At 56.5% G+C, this 21,636-nt stretch carries 20 protein-coding genes; 7 read left to right on the top strand and 13 right to left on the bottom strand.

From position 1 onward, the window contains the following. Positions 1-30: 30 nt before the first annotated feature. A complete protein-coding gene (locus ACVWZ0_RS17990) occupies positions 31-780 on the bottom strand; it encodes an oligogalacturonate-specific porin KdgM family protein (RefSeq protein ID WP_253458764.1) in 750 nt (249 codons plus the stop codon). Positions 781-1,010: 230 nt separating this feature from the next. Here ACVWZ0_RS17990 and ACVWZ0_RS17995 point away from each other — a divergent pair, with 230 nt between their 5' ends. Next, entirely contained in the window at positions 1,011-1,157 is a 147-nt protein-coding gene (locus ACVWZ0_RS17995; protein WP_253458761.1) for a hypothetical protein, read from the top strand. 1 nt (position 1,158) lies between these two features. On the opposite strand, the gene ACVWZ0_RS18000 is transcribed toward ACVWZ0_RS17995, so the two are convergent. The 8 genes from ACVWZ0_RS18000 to rppH form a co-directional block, all read right to left on the bottom strand. After that, a complete protein-coding gene (locus ACVWZ0_RS18000) occupies positions 1,159-1,452 on the bottom strand; it encodes a prepilin-type N-terminal cleavage/methylation domain-containing protein (RefSeq protein WP_253458758.1) in 294 nt (97 codons plus the stop codon). Positions 1,453-1,468: 16 nt separating this feature from the next. Next, positions 1,469-1,909 carry a DUF2509 family protein gene (locus ACVWZ0_RS18005; protein ID WP_253458756.1) on the bottom strand — a complete coding sequence of 147 codons (441 nt, stop codon included), beginning with the start codon at positions 1,907-1,909 and terminating at the stop codon, positions 1,469-1,471. Beyond that, the gene (locus tag ACVWZ0_RS18010; protein ID WP_253461231.1) at positions 1,906-2,457 is read right to left on the bottom strand and encodes a prepilin peptidase-dependent protein; all 552 of its coding nucleotides are present in this window, start codon (positions 2,455-2,457) and stop codon (positions 1,906-1,908) included. Before ACVWZ0_RS18010 ends, ACVWZ0_RS18005 begins: the two co-directional genes overlap by 4 nt. After that, positions 2,448-2,990 (bottom strand): prepilin-type N-terminal cleavage/methylation domain-containing protein, encoded by a 543-nt coding sequence (locus tag ACVWZ0_RS18015; protein WP_370734695.1) that lies wholly within the window; start codon positions 2,988-2,990, stop codon positions 2,448-2,450. The genes ACVWZ0_RS18010 and ACVWZ0_RS18015 overlap by 10 nt, the downstream gene beginning before the upstream one ends. Before the next feature lie 296 nt (positions 2,991-3,286). Beyond that, positions 3,287-4,081: a thymidylate synthase gene (thyA, locus tag ACVWZ0_RS18020; protein ID WP_253458753.1), complete on the bottom strand. Its 795-nt coding sequence runs from the start codon at positions 4,079-4,081 to the stop codon at positions 3,287-3,289. Further along, entirely contained in the window at positions 4,078-4,959 is an 882-nt protein-coding gene (gene lgt / locus ACVWZ0_RS18025) for a prolipoprotein diacylglyceryl transferase (RefSeq protein WP_253458750.1), read from the bottom strand. Before lgt ends, thyA begins: the two co-directional genes overlap by 4 nt. Before the next feature lie 139 nt (positions 4,960-5,098). Continuing rightward, positions 5,099-7,345 carry a phosphoenolpyruvate--protein phosphotransferase gene (gene ptsP, locus ACVWZ0_RS18030; protein WP_253458747.1) on the bottom strand — a complete coding sequence of 749 codons (2,247 nt, stop codon included), beginning with the start codon at positions 7,343-7,345 and terminating at the stop codon, positions 5,099-5,101. A gap of 11 nt (positions 7,346-7,356) precedes the next feature. Beyond that, positions 7,357-7,881 carry an RNA pyrophosphohydrolase gene (gene rppH, locus ACVWZ0_RS18035; RefSeq protein ID WP_125287387.1) on the bottom strand — a complete coding sequence of 175 codons (525 nt, stop codon included), beginning with the start codon at positions 7,879-7,881 and terminating at the stop codon, positions 7,357-7,359. Positions 7,882-8,568: 687 nt separating this feature from the next. Between rppH and mutH the strand changes: the two genes are divergently transcribed. From mutH to ACVWZ0_RS18055, 4 genes are all read left to right on the top strand, one after another. Next, positions 8,569-9,255: a DNA mismatch repair endonuclease MutH gene (mutH, locus tag ACVWZ0_RS18040; protein ID WP_253458745.1), complete on the top strand. Its 687-nt coding sequence runs from the start codon at positions 8,569-8,571 to the stop codon at positions 9,253-9,255. 68 nt (positions 9,256-9,323) lie between these two features. Beyond that, on the top strand, positions 9,324-10,034 hold the full coding sequence (locus tag ACVWZ0_RS18045; RefSeq protein WP_253458743.1) for a TerC family protein: 711 nt from the start codon (positions 9,324-9,326) through the stop codon (positions 10,032-10,034). A gap of 164 nt (positions 10,035-10,198) precedes the next feature. Beyond that, complete coding sequence (locus tag ACVWZ0_RS18050; protein WP_125287384.1) at positions 10,199-10,414, top strand: YgdI/YgdR family lipoprotein; 216 nt, start codon at positions 10,199-10,201, stop codon at positions 10,412-10,414. Between the two features lie 180 nt (positions 10,415-10,594). Further along, the gene (locus ACVWZ0_RS18055) at positions 10,595-11,635 is read left to right on the top strand and encodes an NADP(H)-dependent aldo-keto reductase (protein WP_253458739.1); all 1,041 of its coding nucleotides are present in this window, start codon (positions 10,595-10,597) and stop codon (positions 11,633-11,635) included. 83 nt (positions 11,636-11,718) lie between these two features. Here ACVWZ0_RS18055 and lplT read toward each other — a convergent pair whose 3' ends face one another. The 3 genes from lplT to ACVWZ0_RS18070 form a co-directional block, all read right to left on the bottom strand. After that, positions 11,719-12,933, bottom strand: coding sequence for a lysophospholipid transporter LplT (gene lplT / locus ACVWZ0_RS18060; RefSeq protein ID WP_253458737.1), 1,215 nt, complete (start codon positions 12,931-12,933; stop codon positions 11,719-11,721). Continuing rightward, positions 12,926-15,091, bottom strand: coding sequence for a bifunctional acyl-ACP--phospholipid O-acyltransferase/long-chain-fatty-acid--ACP ligase (gene aas / locus ACVWZ0_RS18065; RefSeq protein ID WP_253458732.1), 2,166 nt, complete (start codon positions 15,089-15,091; stop codon positions 12,926-12,928). Before aas ends, lplT begins: the two co-directional genes overlap by 8 nt. 284 nt (positions 15,092-15,375) lie before the next feature. Further along, entirely contained in the window at positions 15,376-18,399 is a 3,024-nt protein-coding gene (locus ACVWZ0_RS18070) for a hypothetical protein (protein WP_253458728.1), read from the bottom strand. Positions 18,400-18,778: 379 nt separating this feature from the next. Between ACVWZ0_RS18070 and ACVWZ0_RS18075 the strand changes: the two genes are divergently transcribed. Both ACVWZ0_RS18075 and ACVWZ0_RS18080 read left to right on the top strand, forming a co-directional pair. Continuing rightward, positions 18,779-19,246 (top strand): hypothetical protein, encoded by a 468-nt coding sequence (locus ACVWZ0_RS18075; protein ID WP_253458725.1) that lies wholly within the window; start codon positions 18,779-18,781, stop codon positions 19,244-19,246. 165 nt (positions 19,247-19,411) lie between these two features. Further along, positions 19,412-19,987 (top strand): cupin domain-containing protein, encoded by a 576-nt coding sequence (locus tag ACVWZ0_RS18080; protein ID WP_253458721.1) that lies wholly within the window; start codon positions 19,412-19,414, stop codon positions 19,985-19,987. Positions 19,988-20,198: 211 nt separating this feature from the next. Here the strand turns inward: ACVWZ0_RS18080 and ACVWZ0_RS18085 are convergent, their stop codons facing one another. Continuing rightward, a complete protein-coding gene (locus ACVWZ0_RS18085) occupies positions 20,199-21,632 on the bottom strand; it encodes an efflux transporter outer membrane subunit (RefSeq protein WP_253458718.1) in 1,434 nt (477 codons plus the stop codon). Positions 21,633-21,636 lie beyond the last annotated feature (4 nt).

Genomic DNA, 21,636 nt, shown 5'->3' on the forward strand with positions numbered 1-21,636 from the left:
CAGGCCGTTTACCGTTTATGTAGCCGAAAGTTATTTAAAGGTGTAAGCGACCCCCAGCCTTAAGCGGAGCTGGCGCTCGCTGGAATAAGCGCTGCGGCCGATATCGGCGAAGGTGACATAAGGCCGCCACTCTCTGTTCGCGCCAACTACATAATCAAACTGTAGCTCCTGCTCGTAGTTATTTTTCTTATTGGCGAACAGTAAATCGTCACCGTGCATATAAATGTATTTATAGGTGGTGGTTAAATCTTTCCAGCGGTAGCGGAAATAGGCATCAAAGCGGTTAACGGTACGGTGCTTGTCCAGGCTGCAATAGTCGTGACCGGCTTCACCGCACTGGCCGTCATGCGCATAGTCGCTTAGCTCCAGGCGATACATACCGCCAACAGACCAGCTGTCATTAATTTTATACCAGGGCACGACGCCAAATTTCCATTCCGTTCTCACCGAACTGAACTCTGGCTGAATAAAAGGGGTAAAAGTCCAGTCGCCATAAAAAAAGTTTTTCATCAGCGTCATTTCGACTACGTTCAAAACTATGTCGTTATAATATTTATCTTTCGGGTCCGGGCCGCCGGTTTTAAATTTGGTTTCGACGCTAAAAACGTAATTATCAGGCAGGCTGGCACCCAGCGCCAGCTTATCGTAGTGGGTGCGGTCGCGCAGGCGGTAGCCGTGTCGATAATCCACGGTCACATCTTTGACGGCATCTGCGCCCGCCGGGGGAAGAAATACCGCGGATAAAGAGAGGGAGAGTAAAAGTTTCGTTGCTATTTTCATCTTGTTTCATCCGTGAAGGTTTATTAAAAGAGCCTGTTACTGACTGCATTAATTGCCAGGCAGATTCAGTCGGGATAGTTAACCGTCCTGGTATACCTCCTTAATACAAAAAGCCGCTGCCGTTCTGTGTTAATACTGACACGGGAAAAGATATTTTTATAAAAACTTTCAAAACCGCCTGAAAAGCAAAGTTACTTGATAAAAACAAAAATATTATGACAGGGAAAGTAATGGATAGTTACGTCCCGAACCTTCGCTATTTTGCCAGCTTGTTTTTTTCTGTGGCAGCAGAAAAAAGATTTCCGGCTGTTATCTCTCATAAAGAGATAATCGGCCGCTGGCTGCTTTCAGGCTTTTTCAAAACGACGACAGCATAAACTACCTGTGCAGCTCTGCACTTTCCTGTTGGTCTTCGCTTTTACAGCTCAGCTGCGATAATGCAGCTTTAGCCCCGGCAGGACTGATAACCCGCGCCGTTAACAGCATGCAGCCTTCGGTCAGCGTTTGCTGTTCCAGCATCGTCTGCCAGCCGGGCGCCTGATAGCCTTCGAACCGCTGCCGGGCCAGCCTGACCGCTTCCCGCTGCTGTAGCTGCAGCTGAAAGCTTCTTCCCAGCGCCAGCTGATACTGAACCAGCGCCAGCGAGCTCAGGCTAAACAGCAGCAGCGCCACCAGCGTTTCCGGCAGGCTAAAGCCCTGCGGTTTCCCTGTCCGGCAGGCAGTCTTCTTCCTGCGCCAACGGACAAAAATCAAGCCAGCCGTGCGGCTGTGGATGTACGCGGCCATTTTGTTCATCGTGGGTTACCCATTGATAAAAGGCGATAGTGTCTTTGCCGCCGTCACCACGTAATAAGGCTTCGCCTTTCGTTGTCACTTTAAAACAGGCCCGCCAGTCAGGCTGCTGCCGTGCCGTAAGGCAGCGCCAAACCACCGTCGACGCCCATTTTTCCCTTTTCCCCGCCTCCAGCGCCGAAGCGGCCAGGCTGGCCTGCCGCAGATAAAGCCGCTCGTCCGCCACAAGGCTTAACGATGCATCCAGCTGCTGTCGGGTGGCGTTGAGCAGCGCCGTCGACATCAGCAACAGCAGGATCGCCATCAGCAGCGCACCGCTTCCCTGCTGCGTATTCACAAGTTTTCCGCCGTGATCCAGCGCTCGACGGTTAGCGGCAGCTGCGGAAAACGTCTGGCATAGCCGCCAAGCAGCAGTCGGATCTGTCTCGCCTGCTTAAGCACGCGAAAATCGCTGATTACTATGCTGTCCGGGTCGTTCATTTTTTCCCATCCGCCGCTGTCGCAGCTCTGTACGCCGCGCTGCGCCTCCAGATTGCCGTCGCGCAGCCGGAAGCCATAGTAGTCGCTGTTGTCATTGCCCGGCCCTTCCCAGCGGCCGTTGCTGTTCTCGTCCCAGCGCACCAGCAGGCATGCGTTTTTTTCGCCGATCGTCTGCAGCCCTTCGCCCTGGCATTTGCCGTGACAGTAGCCCGCGCGCCGCACGCTTTTTTCCAGCGTGCTCATCATCAGCTGTAGCTCTTCGTGAAGCTGAAAGGTCAGCAGGATCCGCAGATTGCCGATCTGCAACAGCGGCAGAAATTTTGCCGCGCCCAGCATCAGTACGCCGCTAATCGCCAACGCCACTAACATTTCCGGCAGGGTAAAACCACCGCGCTTCACGGACAGGCATCCTGACAAATGCGCACCCTTGCCCTCGACGACAGGATAATATGACGTTCGCCCGCCGCGCCGACGATCACGATCCGGCCCGGTTTGGCCACGTTGCGGCGGCCATAAAATCCCATCCCCTCCGTGAGCGAGGCTATTTTTATCGCAGGCCAGGGCGCAGTTAACGTTCGGCGCTGGCGGCCATGGCAGGACGCCTGCACCGGGCCGCTGCCCAGGCACCACGAAGCGCCATCCGTTTTCCACAGCAGCGCCTGCCGGTTATGCCAGTTTGTCTCGCTGCGCAGCCGCAGTAAAAAATGCTGGATTTGCCGCGCGCTCGCGTTTAGCCGCTGCGTCTGCTGCCACTGCTGCCAGCCACCGACCGCGCCGGCCATCAGCATGCTGGCGATAGTCATGACGATCAGCAATTCCGGTAAGGTAAAGCCTGCTCTGTTCATGTGCTCTATTGTGCCGTTGGCGAGCAAAGTTGCCAGCCACAAAAAGCCATCATGCGAGCGGCTTTCCGGCCGTTTACGCTTTGGATGTTTCATTACCTGTTTTTTTGCGGCCTGTATTGGAAAAACAACCTTTTCCGCTGCGGTTTTACCGCGCCATCCTGTCGGCAAAAATAAAGTTCAGACAGGTGGGCGCTTAAGCTCCGGGCAGAAAAGAAAGCGGTTAAGAGAACAGCAGCGGCAAGATAGCGGCGCTTAAGCTCTGGGCAGGAAATAAAGAGGCAGAAATAACGGTGGCAACACGGGGATACTTAAATTTAGTACAGCAAAGAGAACGGCAGCAGCTTTGTCGGGTCGTAAAAAAGGGAGCGAAAGCTCGCTCCCTTAGTCGGTCAGATGGCGACCGGCGCCTTAATGGCAGGATGCGGATCGTAACCTTCGATATCGAAATCTTCAAAACGATAATCAAACAGCGAAGCGGGTTTACGTTTGATCACCAGCTTCGGCATCTCACGCGGCTCGCGGGTCAGCTGCAGATTCGCCTGCTCCAGATGGTTGCTGTAGAGGTGCGTGTCGCCGCCCGTCCAGACAAAGTCGCCCGGTTCCAGATCGCACTGCTGCGCCACCATATGCACCAGCAGCGCATAGCTGGCGATATTAAACGGCAGGCCAAGGAACACATCGCAAGAGCGCTGATAGAGCTGGCAGGAAAGCTTGCCGTCCGCCACGTAGAACTGGAAGAAGGCATGGCACGGCGCCAGCGCCATCTCGTCAAGCTCGCCCACGTTCCACGCGGAGACGATGATGCGGCGCGAGTCCGGATCGTTTTTCAGCTGCTCCATCACTTTTGCCAGCTGATCAATCTGGCGGCCGTCCGGCGCGCCCCAGCTGCGCCATTGCTTGCCATATACCGGGCCAAGGTCGCCGTTTTTATCGGCCCACTCGTCCCAGATGGTCACTTTATTTTCTTTCAGATAGGCGATATTGGTGTCGCCCTTCAGAAACCACAGCAGCTCATGGATAATCGAACGCAAATGGCACTTCTTGGTGGTCACCAGCGGAAAGCCTTCCTGCAGGTTGAAACGCATCTGATGACCAAAAATCGACAGCGTGCCGGTACCGGTACGGTCATTTTTCGGCGTGCCCTCGTTGAGCACTTTCTGCATTAATTCCAGATACTGTTTCATTTTTCCTCACGAACGTGTTGCACGGTACGGCGGCGATACGCCCAAATCATCATAATCGCGCCGGCGATAATCATCGGCGTCGAAAGGATTTGCCCCATGCTGATAAAATTGTCGAACAGGCCCAGCTGGGCGTCTGGCTGACGGAAATACTCCACGATAAAGCGGAATACGCCGTAGCCGATCAGGAACAAGCCTGATACCGCGCCCATCGGACGATTTTTACGGATAAAAACGTTCAAAATGATAAACAGCACCACGCCTTCCAGCAGCAGTTCATAGAGCTGAGAAGGATGGCGCGGCAGCACGCCGTAAGTAGCCAGCAGCGACTGCCATTCAGGATGGGTGGCGGCCAGCGCTACGTCTTCGCCGCGCGAGCCGGGAAACAGCATCGCCCATGGCAGATCGGGCGCTACGCGTCCCCAGAGTTCACCATTGATAAAGTTGCCCAGACGGCCGGCGCCCAGCCCGAAAGGGATCAGCGGCGCGATAAAATCCGCCACCTGGAAAAAGTTGCGTTTGGTACGGTGGGCGAACCACAGCATCACGCAGATAACGCCCAGCAGGCCGCCGTGGAACGACATGCCGCCATCCCAGACCTTGAACAGATAGAGCGGATTATCCAGAAACAGCGGCATATTATAAAACAGCACGTAGCCGATGCGGCCGCCCAGGAAGACGCCGAGGAACCCCGCATAGAGCAGATTCTCAACCTCTTCTTTTTTCCAGCCGCTGCCCGGCTTGTTGGCGCGGCGTACGGCCAGCCACATGGCAAAGATAAAGCCGACCAGATACATCAGGCCATACCAGTGCAGGGCGATCGGCCCGACGGAGAAAATTACCGGATCAAATTGGGGGAAAGCCAGATAGCCGTTAGTCATCTTTCACCATTATTAATAGTCCCTGATTTCAGGTGACGGAATGAATAAAGCGCGCGTGCGGCGCCGCGCAGAGGCGCGCATCATAGCACAGGCCGCACGAAGGCGGCCCGATGGAACTTTGTAAACTTTAATAAGAGAGCTATCGACCACCGCGGATCAGGCCGCCCAGCCCGCGCCGTTCCATAAAGGCGGCGACCAGGTGGCGCACCTCATTTGCCTGTTCCGCCTGCAGGCCCGCTTCCGCCAGCTTCTGCGCCTCTTCGTAATCAATATGATGCAGAAGATATTTCACCCTGGCGACGTTGCGTCCGTTCATGCTCAGATGGTGATAGCCCAGCCCCACCAGCAGGGCGACGCAGCTGGAATCGCCCGCCATTTCGCCGCACAGACAGAGTTCGATATTGGCCCGCTTCGCCTCTTCCGCAATGGTTTTCAGCGCGCGCAGCATCGCCGGATGCAGGCTGTCGTAAAGGCTGGCGACGCGCGTATTGTTGCGATCGACGGCCAGCAGGTACTGCGTCAGATCGTTAGTGCCGACGGAGATAAAATCGACCCGCTTTGCCAGGTGGCCGATCATAAAGATCATCGAGGGTACCTCAATCATCACGCCGACGCGCGGCCTGGGAATCGGGTAGCCCAGCATCTCTTCCACTTCCTTTCCGGCTCGTTCGATTAGCCTGAGCGCCTCGTCGATTTCATCAATGCTGGTGATCATCGGCAGCAGAATGCTGAGGTTGTCGCTGGCGACGTTAGCGCGCAGCATGGCGCGTACCTGGACCAGAAAAATCTCCGGCTGATCCAGCGTTAGTCGGATACCGCGCCAGCCCAGGCAAGGGTTCTCCTCGCTTATCGGCATGTAGGGCAGCTGTTTGTCAGCGCCGATATCCAGCGTGCGCAGCGTAACCGGCTTTTCCAGGAAGAGTTGCAGCATCCCCTGATACTGCGCGACCTGCTCCTCTTCGGAAGGGAAACCGTTTTGCAGCATAAAGGGGATTTCCGTACGGTAAAGCCCGACGCCATCCACGCGACCGCCCTGCGCCTGCTCATGCTCCGCGCTCAGGCCCGCGTTGAGCATCACTTTTACCGGCTCGCCCGACTTCAGCGTCGCAGGCCGCTCCACCACGTCTTCCGCCAGCTTGCTCAGCTCGTTTTCTTCGCTGATCAGCCGCTGATATTCCTGCACCAGCACCGGTTCCGGATCCACCAGCAGCTCGCCGCGATAGCCGTCCACGATCAGCAGCCTGCCGTTGAGCGCCTCGGGCTGAATATCCGCGCCCATCACGGTCGGAATGCCCATCGCGCGCACCATAATCGCCGCGTGCGAGTTGGCCGCGCCATCCCTGACCACCACGCCTGCCAGGCGATCGTGCGGCAGCTCGGCCAGCGTCGTGGCGGTCAGCTCGTCGGCCACCAGCACGAAGCGTTCGGGCCAGGTATTGGTGCCCTGCATGGTGTCGTCGAGGTGAAACAGCAAACGCTGCCCCAGCGCGCGCAGATCGCCCGCCCTTTCACGCAGATAGCTGTCCTGCAGGCTGGCAAACTGGGCGGCAAACTTCTCAATGACCTTCTTTACCGCCCATTCCGCCACGAAGCCGTTGTCGATCTCCGCAAAGAGATCTTTTTTCAGCCTGTTGTCGCTGAGCAGGTGCGAATAGAGATCGAAAATGGCGGCGCTTTCTTTATGCACGCTGGAGGTGAAACGTTTGCTGTAGCGGCGAAACTCGCCGGAAGCCTCGTCCATCGCCAGCGACAGCCTTTCGCGCTCGCGCACCGCATCCAGCGTGGAGGCCGCCGAAACGGTATCCAGCGACGGCTGGTTACTTTCTACCCAGCCTGCGGCCACCGCCACGCCCGGCGCGGCGGCCAGGGCGCGCACGCGGGTTTGCCGGTACTGTCCGAACAGCGTATTAAGCTGCGATTGAGAGAGAATAGTGGCCATTTGCGTAGCCAGCGTCACCAGAAACGATTCTTCGCTCTCGTCAAACTGGCGGTGCTCGCGCTGCTGAACGACCAGTACGCCCAGCAGCTGGCGGCGGCTGATAACCGGCACGCCGAGAAAAGAACGGAAGCGCTCTTCTTTTACGGAAGGAATATATTTGAAGCTGGGATGACTTTGCGCATCGGCAAGGTTGATAGGTTCAGCCAGACGCCCTACCAGCCCGACGATCCCTTCGTCGAAAGCCAGCGCGACGGTGCGGCCGCGCGGCTTTTTCAGGCCGCGCGTCGCCATCAGGTAATAGCAGCGACGGTCGTGATCGGCCAGGTAGACCGAACAGACTTCGGTATCCATTGCCAGGCAGATTTCGCTGACCAGAATGTCGAGCGCCTCGGTCAGCCGGGGTGCTCCTGCCACTTTCTCCACTATCTCGCGCAGCTGTATAAGCATATCTGAGCGGCTTACCCTCTCTTCCGTCGATAAGGCGTATTTCGCGGTACGGCATTCTCCTGCAGGGGCATCACCACGCTGGCGAACTCCTTCATCACCCGGCGATAAACGTCGCGTTTAAAAGAGACAACCTGACGTACAGGATACCAGAAGCTCACCCAGCGCCAGCCGTCGAACTCCGGCGTGCTGCTGGTTTGCATGTTGATATCCGCGTCATTGCACAAGAGTTGCAGAAGAAACCACTTCTGTTTCTGGCCGATACAAACCGGCTTTGTGTCCCAACGCACCAAACGTTTCGGCAACTTATAGCGTAACCAGTTCCGGGTAGAGGCAAGGATGCGCACATCTTTGCGGTGCAAACCGACTTCCTCAAAGAGTTCTCGATACATCGCCTGTTCTGCCGTTTCGCCAGGGTTGATGCCTCCCTGAGGAAACTGCCAGGAGTGCTGGCCATACCTTCTGGCCCACAACACTTGTCCCTGCCTGTTACAAATTACGATACCAACATTCGGGCGGTAGCCATCATCATCGATCACTGGACTACCTCAAAACTAATACTCGGATAGCCTGATTGTTTCATACTCCTTACAGACGGTAAACCACTGCTTTTGGGCCGTTACTGACGGCATTCGCGGGATAACTTGCGAACATTCGTAGAGTTATAAACAGAAATCGCCACTTTTGCGCGATCTTATTCACCTTTTCTGTGGATATCTTTGTGCAGAACTCTCCTGGCCGCTGGGGAAAACTTAGAGTGGCGCCTTTTAGCCTAAGGTTAATACTTTGGTTAACGCATTATAAATATTGAGATTTATCCAATTCTACCGCGTCCTTCGGCTGTTTCAGGGCCCCCGATCAATAACGACACCAGGCAGGTGGCGAAAGATCGAACACCGATTTTTTTATCCACAGGATATGTTGCTATCCTAAGCAAAAAATGCGGTAACCCGGGTAAAACCGCCGCGTCAAGCCTGTAAATCGAAACAGTATTATTTTAAAAATCGACTTATCCCATTTTTCTGTGGATAACTACGTGTAAGATCCTGTTCATTGTCGGTGCGCAGACAGGCATAACCTTTTCAACTTCCCGATCGCGGCCGCAAAGTGACAAAAAAAAGCCGCGATTAATCATGCTATTATTGCGCTTTTCCTCAGGGATGAACGCATCCTTTTTAATATGGAAAACTACTGTTCATTTTTTAACCAACAACCAAGAGCAGGCGATGCCAGACTATTTTTCTCCGGTTTTACCGCCGGAAAACGAAGCCGCGTTACTGGAACGCGCGCGCCAGCTGGCTGGCTTTACGCTGGGCGAACTGGCGTTGAGAGCGGGCCTTACGATACCGCGCGACCTGCGTCGCGATAAGGGCTGGGTGGGTATGCTGCTGGAACGCTATCTGGGCGCCAGCGCAGGCAGCAAGCCGGAACAGGATTTTGCCGACATCGGCGTGGAGCTGAAAACTATTCCTGTCGACGCGCAGGGCCGCCCGTTGGAAACCACCTTTGTTTGCGTGGCGCCGTTGACCGGCAACAGCGGTCTGGTCTGGGAAACCAGCCATGTGCGACATAAGCTGGCGAGAGTATTGTGGATACCGGTAGAAGGCGATCGGGCTATTCCGCTGGCCGAACGTCGCGTCGGCGCCCCGCTGCTGTGGAGTCCCAGTGAAGAAGAAGAGCTGCTGCTGCGGCGCGACTGGGAAGAGCTGATGGATATGATCGTGCTGGGACAGGTAGAGCGTATTACCGCCCGCCACGGCGAAGTGCTGCAAATCCGGCCCAAAGCCGCCAACAGCAAAGCCCTGACGGAAGGCATTGGCGAAAACGGCCAGCCGGTGATGACGCTGCCCAGGGGCTTCTACCTGAAAAAGGCTTTCACCGCGCCCTTACTGGCACGTCATTTTTTACTGTAAAGCTTTAGCTGAGCGGCATCCGGATGAGTATACTCTTCGTTTAACTTTCGTTTAGGATGCAACGTTGTATGTTTGACTGGATTGCCGATCCCAACGCCTGGCTGGCGCTGGGTACACTGACGATTCTGGAAATCGTTCTGGGTATTGATAATATTATTTTTCTTTCTCTGGTGGTGGCTAAACTTCCCAAACAGCAGCAGAACGCCGCGCGCCGTATCGGCCTGGCGGGCGCCATGCTGATGCGTCTGGGTCTGTTGGCCTCGATTGCCTGGGTCATTCGCCTGACCACGCCGCTGTTTACGTTGATGGACCACTCTTTTTCCGCGCGCGATTTAATCCTGCTGTTCGGGGGGCTTTTTCTGCTGTGGAAGTCCAGTATGGAGATCCATGAAACAATAGAAGGCGGTGAAGAAGAACATAAAAGCAATGTTCATTCCTTCGCCGGCGCGATTGTGCAGATTATGCTGCTGGATATTATCTTCAGTCTTGATTCGGTAATTACTGCCGTTGGCCTGTCCGATCATCTGATTATTATGATGGCGGCCGTGGTAATTGCAGTGGGCGTGATGATGTTTGCCGCCCGCGCTATCGGTGAATTTGTTGACCGCCATCCTTCAGTAAAAATGCTGGCGCTGACTTTCCTGATCCTGGTAGGTTTCACCCTGATCCTGGAAAGCTTCAATATTCACGTGCCAAAAGGCTATATCTATTTCGCGATGTTCTTCTCCATGTCGGTTGAGTGTCTTAACCTGCTACGCGGCAAAAAAAACCACGCCTGATACCAGGCCGACCGGCGCTGCCGGTCGGCTTCTTCCCGTTGTTTTTACGATCAAAGTCAATAGTTCGTCGTGCTGTGACGCCTTTTTAGGAGTTCTGCGGTTAACGCTTTCTGTAAAATGCGCTATTACTGATGCAGGCAAATTGAAGGCTAAGGGAGCGAAGTATGAAGTTGATGTCTGGCGCGGCCGTTCTGATGCTGGCCACGCTGCTCGGCGGTTGCAGCAGTGATTACGTGATGGCGACAAAAGAAGGCAAGATGATTATGACCCAGGGTAAACCGGAGATCGATCAGGATACCGGTCTGGTGAAGTACACCGATCGCTCCGGCCATGAGCTGCAAATCAACGGCGATGAGGTTTCATCGATTGTTGAACGCTAAGCCCAATCCCGCCACCTGACGCTTTCCGACAGGTGGCCCCCACCGCACTTCCCGATAAATCCGCTCTTCCCCCTGTAGCGCCCGACGGTTATAGTCAAAAGCCGGATCTGGCGTTTGCTTCAACAGTTCTACCCCGCACGCCAGGCTGGTCTTTTAATAATGAAAAAAGGAAGCCGGCACATGCATTATCATCGCATCCCCCACAGTACGCTGGAAATCAGCAGCCTGGGATTAGGCACCATGACGTTTGGCGAGCAAAACAGTGAAGCCGATGCCCATGCGCAGCTTGATCTGGCGCTCCGTTCCGGCATTAACCTGATCGATACCGCTGAGATGTATCCGGTGCCGCCGCGCCCGGAAACGCAGGGGTTAACCGAAACCTATATTGGCAGCTGGCTGAAGGCGCGCGGCAATCGCGAAAAAGTGGTGCTGGCCTCTAAAGTCGCCGGGCCGGTACGCGGTGCGGATGCTTCAATCCGACCGGGCCAGGCGCTGGATCGCAAGAACATCCGTCAGGCGCTGGACGCCAGCCTGAAGCGGCTGAACACCGACTATCTGGATCTTTACCAGCTGCACTGGCCGCAGCGACAGACCAACTACTTCGGACGGCTGAACTACGAATATGCGGAAGATACCGCCACGGTCACGCTGCTGGAGACGCTGGAAGCGCTGAACGAGCAGGTTCGTGCCGGTAAAATACGCTATATCGGCGTCTCGAACGAAACGCCGTGGGGCGTGATGCGCTATTTACAGCTGGCGGAAAAGCACGAGCTGCCGCGCATTGTCTCTATTCAGAACCCCTACAGCCTGCTGAACCGCAGCTTTGAAGTGGGTCTGGCGGAAATCAGCCAGCACGAAGGCGTCGAGCTGCTGGCCTATTCCTGCCTGGCCTTTGGCACGCTGAGCGGCAAATACCTGAACGGCGCTAAGCCTGCCGGCGCGCGCAACACGCTGTTCAGCCGCTTTACCCGCTACAGCGGCGAACAGGCCGAGCTGGCTATTGCCGAGTATGTGGCGCTGGCGAAAAAGTATAATCTTGACCCGTCCCAGATGGCGCTGGCTTTTGTCCGTCAGCAGCCTTTCGTCGCCAGTACGCTGCTGGGCGCGACTACCCTGGAACAGCTGCAGCTGAATATCGACAGCTATAATCTGACGCTGGATGAGGAAGTGATGCAGGGGCTGGAAGCTATCCATCGCCGCTACACCTTCCCGTCGCCTTAACTCGTTTTTTGACGAAAACGGTTAACGGTAGCCAGTAAAAAGGGGCGGAATAATTCCGCCCCTTTTTTGCTCTGAAAATCCGTTTATTTCCCCACTCTGGTGTGGCGATGCTGCGCCAGCTGCCAGCCCCACAGCACGGCAATCGCCAGCGCAAACAGCGCACCGAAGCCCACGCCGGTGGCTACCGGCGGCGCGCCCAGCTTCACGGCCAGCGAGTAAAGCCCCAGCATGATCAACATCGCGCCGTTCTCACCCAGGTTTTGTACCGCAATAGCGTTGCCTGCGCCGACGCTCTCCTTGCCGCGCATCTGCAACAGCGCGTTCAGCGGCACCACAAAGAAGCCGCCAAGCATGCCGATAACTATCAGTAATCCGTAAGCCCCTGCCGCCGTGTGCTGCAAGGCGAAAAAGACCACCGCCACGCCAATCAGCACGCCTGCCGGCATGCATCTGCCGACCGTTTTCAGCGTCACCAGCTTCGCGGCCGCGCCTGCGCCGAACACAATGCCGATGGCGACCATGGCATTCAGCAGCGTGGGCGTTTTGTTATCGGTAATACCCAACGCGACCGGCACCCACAGCACCAGCAGAAAACGCAGGGTGACGCCCGCGCCCCAGAAGAGGCTGGTGCCCACCAGCGAAAAACGCGTTTCGCCATTGCGCCACAGCTCGCGACAGGCGTGGAAAAAGCTGAGCGACATGCGCAGTGGATGCCAGCTTTGCCCCGCCCTCGCCGCCGCCAGTTTTGGGATCAGCACGTTCGCCGCTACGGCAAGCCCGTAGGCCAGCACGCAGGCGATAAGCGCGCCGGTCAGGTTCCAGTCCGCCAGCACGCCGCCCGCGATCGATCCCAGCAAAATAGCCGCAATGGTTGAGGATTCCATCAGGCCGTTTGCCTTGACCAGCGTTTCGCCGCCGGTGATTTCGCCCAAAATGCCGTACTTGGCTGGTGAATAGGCCGCCGCGCCAACGCCAACCAGTGCATAGCCGATAAAAGGATTAAAGCCGAAACAGATAGTCAGCGCGCCCAGCAGCTTGAGGCCGTTGGCGACCATCATCACCCGACCTTTGGCGAAGCTGTCCGCAACCTGGCCGACGAAAGGTGCCAGGATGATATAGGTGGCGACAAAAACCATTTGCAGCACCGGCTGGCTCCAGTCCGGATAGACCTGGTTTTTAAGCACCGCCAGCGTGGCGAAGAGCAGCGCATTATCGCCAAAAGCCGACAAAAACTGCGCGGCGATAACCGCCATCATGCCGCGCGAAAGCAGCTTTTCGCTGCCGGATGAGTTATGCATTTTCCGCCTCTTTTTCCGGCTGTTCCGCCATGCTTTTCAGCGTAACGAAGTCGGGTTTCCCGCTGCCCAACAGCGGCAGCTGCGGCAACACGCGAATATCGCGCGGCACCGCCAGCTCCGGCGCGCCCAGCTCGCGAGCCGCCTTCTGCAGCCTGTCGCGGGTTAATTCGCCGTCGGTGGTAAACAGCACCAGCGCTTCGCCACGGTTGCCGTCGGGCTTTATCGACGCGGCGTGCTGTTTTTCTGCCGATGCCTTCAGCGCAATCTGCTCGACAATTTCCAGCGACACCATTTCGCCCGCCAGCTTAGCAAACCGCTTTGCGCGCCCCTGGATCTGACAAAAACCATGCTCGTCAAAGCTGACGATATCACCGGTATCGTACCAGCCTGCTTCCATCTGTCCTTCGCCGTTATCCGCCTGCGGCGCTTCCAGCACGCCTGGTTTTTCTACCCGGAGGTAGCCTTTCATAATATTCGGCCCGCGCAGCTGCAGAAGCCCGCCCTGCTCAATCCCCGGCACGGAAATCAGACGAGAATCCATGCCCGGCAGGATACGCCCGACGGTATGGTTTTTCGCCGCCATCGGCACGTTGATGGCCACCACCGGCGCGCACTCCGTCACGCCGTAGCCTTCCAGAATGCGGATGCCGAATTTCTCCATCCAGACCTGACGCGTGCCCTCCTGCAATTTTTCTGCGCCGGCCACCACGTAGCGCAGGCGCGCGAAATCATACGGATTAGCAAAGCGCGCGTAGTTGCCCAAAAAGGTGGAGGTGCCGAACAGTACGGTGCAGTTTCGGTCATACACCAGCTCCGGAATAATACGATAGTGCAGCGGGCTGGGATAAAGGAACACTTCTGCCCCGGTCATTAGCGGCGTAAACAGCCCAACGGTCAGGCCGAAAGCGTGAAACAGCGGCAGCGCGGACATAAAGCGATCGCGCGGCGTAAAGTCGGCCACCGTGCGGATTTGTTCCACATTCGCCAGCAGGCTTTTATGCGAATGCACCACGCCTTTAGGATGGCCTTCCGAGCCGGAGGTAAACAGCACCATCGCCGCGTCTTCCGGCTGCTGCTGCACTTCAGCATGGCGTGGCAGAAGAAGATGGCCGAGGATCCAGAGTTTATCCTGCGTGGTAACCGTTCCTTTCAGATCTTCCAGAAAGATCCATTTTACCCCGGTAAGCTGCTCCGGCAGATGCCAGAGCTTGCCCTTGTCCAGAAACTGACGGGAGGTGAAAACCGTTTTTACCTCTGCCGCTTTCAGCGCGCTGCCCACGCCTTTAACGCCAGCGGTGTAGTTAAGCATCGCCGGAACGCGGCCACGCATCGACGCGCCCAGGATCGCGGCGGCGGTCACCGTGGTATTCGGCAGCAACAGGCCAATGTATTCGCCTGACGACGTATAACGCTCCAGGATCCGGCCGACGCCCAGCGATTTCTTCAGCAGCCCCGTGTAGCTGTCAGGCTGCAAATTGACGTCTTCAATACAGGATTTGAAATAGCCATAGCGCGTGCGGGCAGCCAGAAACGCCTGATAAAGCGTCTCGCGCGGGCGCACCGCCATCCGCGCTTCCATCATAATATGGTGCAGATGCTCTCCCGCCAGCCTGCGGCGCTCCCGCGCGGTTTTGGCCTCCGGCATCGGGATGGTGGTGGCAGGAAGCACGGTCATGCTGATACGCGGGAAAAGGCGGCGCTTAAACACGCCGGCCAGGCGACCAAACGGCGAAAACTCCGCGCCCTCTATCCGCAGCGGCACAACGGTAGCCTGCGACTTTGCCGCGACAAAACCGGCACCGTCGTAAATTTTCATCAGCGATCCGGTGACGGTAATTCGCCCCTCGGGAAAAATCACCACCGGACGGCCCTGCGCGATTGTTTTTACCAGACGCTTGACCGACAGCGGCTTTGCCGGATCCAGCGGCACAAAATCCACCAGCGGGCGCACCCAGCGCATATACCATTTTTCGCTGATGGAAGAGTAGACGGCAAATACCGGCTTAACCGGCAAAAACAGCGCCAGCAGCATGCCGTCCAGAAACGACATATGGTTGGGCACAATCAGCACCTTTGGCTGGTGCAGCGGGGAAAGATCGCCAGCCAGCCGGGTACGGTAGAGCACCCCAACCAGCAGACGGAAAAATGAAAGCAGCATGCCATCTCCTTAGCAGATAAATTTGCCTGTAACGATGCAGGATATGGCTGCGCATGACAATGGCGGAACATAAAAATCAGGATGTGCTGAATCAATTTATGTGTGGATACCGCAGCGTTGCAAAAAGATTTGCGGCGCTGGCCGAAGAAACAGGCTCCTGCTGGCGAACAACCAAAACCAGTAGCGCTCACGCTTTTTTAGCACCTGCGCTACACGGCAGCATAAAAAATCAGGCGATGGCAGCCCGGCTCAGCAAGCTGATTTTCCTGCGGCCCATGCCTTTCTCAGCTATTGCCCGGCGTAATAATGCCCCGACGCAGCATGGCCTGCATTATTGTGGCCTGCCAGTGCTGGCTTGTTGCTTCCGGCGAACTGGCGTTCAGACTGCCGGCCAGCCGCATGGCACACTCCTGGGTAAACTGCCCGCGCCCGGTTAACTGGCTGTTATGGTGCAGAAATTCGAGCTGACTGTTAACATCCAGCCTGTCGAAAATAACGCTGACCAACCGGTCCCGCACTTTTTGCGGCATTTCCTGCCAGGCTTTATCCGGCACCGCCTCTTTAAGCACGCCCATGCCGCGGCTGATATGGCTGTCGGAAGCCGCCAGCAGATGATCGGTGCCGCGCCGCCGCGTTTCGGGATCGTCGCTCCACATATCTTCAAGGCTCAGCTCACAGCGTAATCTGACCGCCTGTTCACGACCCGTACGGGAAACGCCGGGCATGCCGGAATCGATAAATCCCCCCAGCAGTTCATCCAGCGCCTGACGATCGTCCGAGTAGGCCACTTCCTCCGTCAGATCCTCACTGCTTATCAGGTGGTTAAGATACCCCACAATCGAAGCCACTTTATTCAGCGTGAAGTTTTCAGGAAGGGCCGCCGTAGCGCGCAGCTCCGCGACGCTGGCTTCATTTCTTTGTTGATTACTGATTACCGGAGCGGCATTTTTCCCCGCCTGGCGCAGCTTTTCGCTGAAGGGCCTGTCGTGCAGCGAGCGGCGCTGCTCCGGCGTCAGGGAATCATTAACCAGCTGTTTTGCCAGATGCAGAGCTGACCCAATAGTGAGAGAAGGACGATCCAGCTGCATTTCCCTGCTCAGCATCCAGTTTCTTTCAATGCTTTCAGGTTTCGTTTCGCTGCCGTGACTGAGACGCAGCATTCTGTCGTCATAACCCGGCAGATTACCTATCGAGCTAATCGTACTTTCGGTAAAGCCAAAGGAGCCTCGGGCGCGAATCAAATCACTCTCTACAACCTCAGCAGGACTGTACGACCAGCGCTGCGCCTTCCCTGAATTTGCGTTCAATTTAAAGCTGGGATAGCGCGCTTCCGGTTCGAGGCTATAGGTGTTCAGCATGGAAAAAGGCTTATCGGTATCGTGACCAGCAAAACGGCCGTGCCCGTTTTCGCCGTTAAAACAGTGTTGAGCAATAAAGTTACCGTTATCAATGGACTGCTGTAGCATTTTTGGCTCATGCCTGATGGCTGCATGAGTAATGTGCGTAAGGAGCTGGCCTTCACCATGATGAAACCAGTTCTGGCTGGCCTCGTAATGGCGAAACCGCTTTTGTAGGGCTTCGTTTCCCTCTGTTTTCGCGCCCACCAGCGTCAGGCTCCCTCCCAGCACTTTGGTTGCGCCCAGATTGCCGAACTTTTGATGGCTTTTGCACAGGAATAAGCGGAGTTCATTATTGGCTAACGCTTCGCTAAAGGTCCCCATTAGCGCCTTCATTTCTCCTTCTTTTTCAATGGTGGTGTCGATAACCACGTTAAGCGGCTCCGCTTTATTTTTGCGGTTTTTCATCTCCTGCCCGATGCCCTCAATCATATCCTGCAAAGACCAACTGTGTTCGGGTTGACTGTTGTGGGCGACAAAGCTGTCGCAGAAAGAGGTGTAAAACGCAGGCGACTGCTTTTGCGGATCGGCCAGCTTGCCGAAGCTGTCCGCATACTCCTCGGCCTCGTAATAGAATTGCGTGCACTTTTCCCCGTTCTTCAGGGGCGCTAATCCGCTGCGGCTGGCGATCAGGGCGGCCTCAAGGGCTTCCGTAAGCGCCTGCATTCCTGAGGATAACAAGAAAGGTTCGATCGGATTGAGCTGCATCGCCTGCTGCGGCGGCAGCGCTTCGCGGATGCGCTGCGAAGCGTACGCCTTAAAGGCGTTGGCCTTGTACGGGCTTATGGCGCCCAGCAACACCTGCATTTCCTCCATCAGCGCCCGGTGAGCGTTGCCGAATCGGGTGCTGTCCGTAGCCAGCGCGGGCATGGCTTCGGCAATAAAGCGGATGCCCTGCAATCCCTGCGCAACCAAAGGATTTTGCTGATGACGCTGGGCCAGCTGCGGGTAGCTGAGTATGCGGGTAAGTTCGTCGATCATATCCGCATCCGCCCGGGCCAGCACGCTGGTGCTGAGCGAGTCAGGTATCTTTCTCAGCTGCGTAACCGGCCCCTGGGCATGAGGAGAGCGAAGCGCCGCAACAGTCAGGTGATTCTGTACTCGCGGGTCGTTGATGAAAGGCTGCTGCTGTGCGCCGACGGCGTTCCGGGCCACCTGATAAGCCGAAGGACGGGCGCCGAATTTATCAGCGAGTAAATCCAGCGCTTGCCAGTCATCCACACTGTCGCAGCTGATGGCAATAATACCCGGCGCGACGGCTTCCTGTTTTAACGGCCCGTGCCCGGGATGCTGGGCCTGGAAACGTTTAACAATTTTATCCGTCATAAATTCGCTGTTGATAAACAGACGCTGCTGCTGCTTCGCCTGCGGATAACGCAGCTGGTAGAGCTGGTGGCACAGATTGAGGGTTTTTCCCGAAGGCGCCATACGCTGATAGTAGCCATTCATTTCATGCCCGATCTCCAGCTTGCCGAACGGGACTTTACCGCTTGTTTCATCATGCGCAAATCCCAGCCCATACTGCGCGGCGGCCACCTGCCCGCCCGGAGTAGCGTTCAATTGCGCGCACCGCATACGCTTCCAGGTTTGCGTTCCCAAAAAATCAGCCGTGGCCGCTTTTTCATAGCGACGCTGGCCCAGCATATGCTGATGCAAATCAGCGCTGAACGTGCCGGGCGCGGCTTCGAGATCGTCCTTTGCCCGGATCTTATTAACCTGCTCTTCAAGCTCAGTAACCTGTTGTTGCAGATGTAAATTCGCCGACCCGCTATCCATACTGTGACGACGCCCGCCAGGCCGCCCGGCCTGGTGAGCCTCTCCGCTGCGCAACGGCGTAGTGCTTTCCTCACGTAACCTGTTTCCCTGGCTCGGGTTTTGGTATGGCCTTAGCTGGCCGGAAACGAATTTCATAAGTTCACCTTATTTTCTAAAGCGCTTTAGTGGCGACGTGAAACTTATGGTTCCTTACAACGATTGCTCCGCCCGGGTTGCTGGCCATTCCATTATTTTACGGGAACCGTTGACGCGTTAAGGACACTAAAGCCCCCTCATATCACATCACTTTTATTGAGGAAGACGCGTGCAGGTTAATCGTTCAGGCATATCGGCGCCCGCTCTGGCTACAGAGCAGAATAAACAGGCAGCCTCTGCAACCCGCCATTTACAAGGGCCGCTAAACGGCTTGCATCATGGCGCGGCTGGCATTAAAGGAAGCGTTGCCCCTGACAACCTTCGGCAAGGATTGTTGGGGATGGGACAGGTCGCCTTGCTTAAAGGAGATAATCAGCAGATGGAGACAGGTGGATGCGGCCCCTGTATTGGCGTAGGCATCACTTATCGTTCTCGTGACGGGGAAACAAGCGGGTTGCTTGCTCATCTGCAACCGGAAGCGGATATCAAAGATTTTGCTGCCAACGTCCGCCAGGCGTTCGACGATCATTTTGAATCTGAAATTAATCTCACGCTGGCTACCGTTCTCGACAAAGATCCGGCCGTTGCCGACCAGCAGCAAACCCGTTTAGCAGCGCTTCAGCAAAATCTCAGGTCGCAATATGATTATCTGGATCTGGACGACGATAACGTCCATGTTTCTACCGCGCACTCTGCGCTTTCCGTCGATCTGGCAGCCAATGAAATAAAAACCAGCCAGGAGACAAAAAAGGATTTCAGCACCGCTGATATGGACTACATGCGCGATCATATGCTGAATGACAGCAGGACGCTGCGCTACTTCACCGAGCCATCCGGGCAGCATTAATAACGCGCGATTAAAACTTTTCGGACGTGCTATATGGGCGCGTCCCAATTTATGCTGCATCAGCCATAACGCTGTCACACAGATGTTTAAACATACTGGCTGAAATAAAGGGATGTTCGGATTGCCTGAGCATTTATATTTTTCGCCGCAGAGGAGAAGTACGCTATGCCGTTACCCGCCATCCACCGCATTGTTACCGGACACGACGCCAAAGGAAAATCAACGATTTATAGCGAGGGTTCGCTGCCTTCGGTCATTGAGACGGAAGCGATCCCGGGGCTGATTTTTCACGAGGTCTGGGAAACGTCGGCATCGCCCGCGCCGGTTAATAACGATCCGGATCCCACTAGCGGACCGGTAATGCACAACGCGCCAACCAACGGCACGCGTATTCGCTTCGTCGATCTGCCGCCCGATGCCTCTTATCTGGATCAGGAAGATAACCGCATTAAAGATCTTTTTGAACAGGTTAACTATACCGACGGGCTGACGGTAAAAGCCGATTCGCCCCACCCCATGATGCACCGCAGCGAGGCGGTCGATTATTGCGTGATAGTACACGGCGAAGTTTATCTCGTGCTTGATGACTCAGAGGTGCTGCTCAGGCCCGGCAGCGTAGTTGTACAGCGGGGCACTAATCATGCGTGGTCCAACCGATCGCAGGAGTCCTGCCGTATCCTGTTCGTTCAGCTTGATGGTCGTTACGACCCGGCTCTGGCGGCACAACTGGCGGGTAAATAATGTAGGTTACGACCCGGCTGCAGCGGCCCAACTGGCCGGGAAATAATGTAGTTAAGGCTGCCAGAGATATTTTACGGCCAAAGTGGCGATATTTGTGGGCACTGGAATTTGTATTCGTGATGCGGGCAGTCTTAACGATGATACTGCCCGCCATGCTGATATTCCAATTGCTTTTCAGACCTGTTTCCGCCGGGGCGATAACGCCCATATGTTAGCGCGATGCCTCCCGCCAGCCGCCGCCCAGCGCGGCGATCAGCTGCACGCTGGCGACCCACTGCGTGCTTTGCAGCGCCAGCAGGCTCTGCTGCTGGCTCAGGCTGCTGTTTTCAGTGGTGGCGACATCCAGATAGTCAATCATCCCCGCTTCATACTGGTTACGCGTGACGCGGGCCGACTCCTGCGCCGCCGAGGTGGCGTTTTGCTGCGCCACGATTTCGTTTTGCAGCGTATGCAGCTCCACCAGGTAGTTTTCCACCTCCTCAAAGCCGGTCAACACCGCCTGGCGATAGCTGGCCACGTCGGCGTCATAGGCCGCTCTCGCCTGCTCCACTTTCGCCGAGGTGGCGCCAAAGTCCAGCAGCGTGCCGCTGAGCGACGGCCCGAGCGACCAGACGCGATTCGGCAGCGACAGCAAATTATGCAGCGCCGAGCTGGTAAAGCCGCCGGTGGCGCTCAGCGTGAGGTCGGGATAGTAGCCTGCGATCGCCACGCCAACGGCGGCATTGGCCGCTGCCACAGTGCGTTCTGCGTAAGCGATATCCGGGCGGCGCTCAAGCAGCGTCGAGGGCACGGCCTGCGGGATGGCGGGCAGCGTGGCGGTCATCGCTTTCGTTACCGGCAGGCTGAATTCCGCCGGCGTTTTACCGAGCAGGATAGCGATAGCGTGTTCGGTTTGCGCCCGCTGCCAGCTGAGGTCGAGCGCCGAAGCCCGCGAGGTTTCCAGCTGCATTTGCGCCTGCGCGAGCGTGGCGCGAGACTCGCTGCCAGCCTGATATTTATTCTCAATAATAGTCAGGTAGCGCTGGTAAGCCTCAACGCTTTGCTGATACAGCACGATCTGCTGGTCCATAATGCGCAGCTGAAAATAATCCTGCGCCAGCTCGGACTGGGCGCTGAGGGTGATATTCGCCAGCTCCGCCTCGCTGGCCTGCGCGCTGGCTTTGTTCTCTTCCAGCGTGCGCCGCAGCTTGCCCCAGATATCCACTTCCCAGCTGGCGCTGGCCTGTAGCGAATGGCTGTCGCTGGCGGTGCGCTGGCCCGTGCCCGTCGAAGCGCTGCCGCTGCGCGTTGAGGAACCGCTATAGGTCGCACCGGGCAGAAGGTCAGAGCGCGCTTCACTGACCAGCGCCCTGGCCTGGCGATACTGCGCTTCATACTGCGCCACGTTCTGGTTTGAAACGGCAACCTGCCGCAGCAGACCGCTCAGCGTATTGTCATGATAGACCGACCACCAGTCGCCTTTGCTTTGTGCATCCTGCGGTGCGGCCTCGCGCCAGCCCTGCGCTTCTTTATAGTGCGCGGGCACGTTCACCGCCGGACGATGGTAATCCGGGCCGACGGCGCAGCCGCTCAGCAGCAGCGCCAGGAAAACAGGCGCGAGCCTGGAACTTGTCCTTTGCCCGGACAGAAACGGTAATTTTTTCATTGTC

The organism is Erwinia sp. TECH1, from assembly GCF_054057575.1.

Excerpts from the sequence above, each read along its gene's own strand:
- ACVWZ0_RS17990 (WP_253458764.1), bottom strand. The coding sequence starts at position 780 with ATGAAAATAGCAACGAAACTTTTACTCTCCCTCTCTTTATCCGCGGTA.
- ACVWZ0_RS17995 (WP_253458761.1), top strand. The coding sequence starts at position 1,011 with ATGGATAGTTACGTCCCGAACCTTCGCTATTTTGCCAGCTTGTTTTTT.
- ACVWZ0_RS18015 (WP_370734695.1), bottom strand. The coding sequence starts at position 2,990 with ATGAAACATCCAAAGCGTAAACGGCCGGAAAGCCGCTCGCATGATGGC.
- thyA (WP_253458753.1), bottom strand. The coding sequence starts at position 4,081 with ATGAAACAGTATCTGGAATTAATGCAGAAAGTGCTCAACGAGGGCACG.
- lgt (WP_253458750.1), bottom strand. The coding sequence starts at position 4,959 with ATGACTAACGGCTATCTGGCTTTCCCCCAATTTGATCCGGTAATTTTC.
- ptsP (WP_253458747.1), bottom strand. The coding sequence starts at position 7,345 with ATGCTTATACAGCTGCGCGAGATAGTGGAGAAAGTGGCAGGAGCACCC.
- mutH (WP_253458745.1), top strand. The coding sequence starts at position 8,569 with ATGCCAGACTATTTTTCTCCGGTTTTACCGCCGGAAAACGAAGCCGCG.
- ACVWZ0_RS18045 (WP_253458743.1), top strand. The coding sequence starts at position 9,324 with ATGTTTGACTGGATTGCCGATCCCAACGCCTGGCTGGCGCTGGGTACA.
- ACVWZ0_RS18050 (WP_125287384.1), top strand. The coding sequence starts at position 10,199 with ATGAAGTTGATGTCTGGCGCGGCCGTTCTGATGCTGGCCACGCTGCTC.
- ACVWZ0_RS18055 (WP_253458739.1), top strand. The coding sequence starts at position 10,595 with ATGCATTATCATCGCATCCCCCACAGTACGCTGGAAATCAGCAGCCTG.
- lplT (WP_253458737.1), bottom strand. The coding sequence starts at position 12,933 with ATGCATAACTCATCCGGCAGCGAAAAGCTGCTTTCGCGCGGCATGATG.
- aas (WP_253458732.1), bottom strand. The coding sequence starts at position 15,091 with ATGCTGCTTTCATTTTTCCGTCTGCTGGTTGGGGTGCTCTACCGTACC.
- ACVWZ0_RS18070 (WP_253458728.1), bottom strand. The coding sequence starts at position 18,399 with ATGAAATTCGTTTCCGGCCAGCTAAGGCCATACCAAAACCCGAGCCAG.
- ACVWZ0_RS18075 (WP_253458725.1), top strand. The coding sequence starts at position 18,779 with ATGGAGACAGGTGGATGCGGCCCCTGTATTGGCGTAGGCATCACTTAT.
- ACVWZ0_RS18080 (WP_253458721.1), top strand. The coding sequence starts at position 19,412 with ATGCCGTTACCCGCCATCCACCGCATTGTTACCGGACACGACGCCAAA.
- ACVWZ0_RS18085 (WP_253458718.1), bottom strand. The coding sequence starts at position 21,632 with ATGAAAAAATTACCGTTTCTGTCCGGGCAAAGGACAAGTTCCAGGCTC.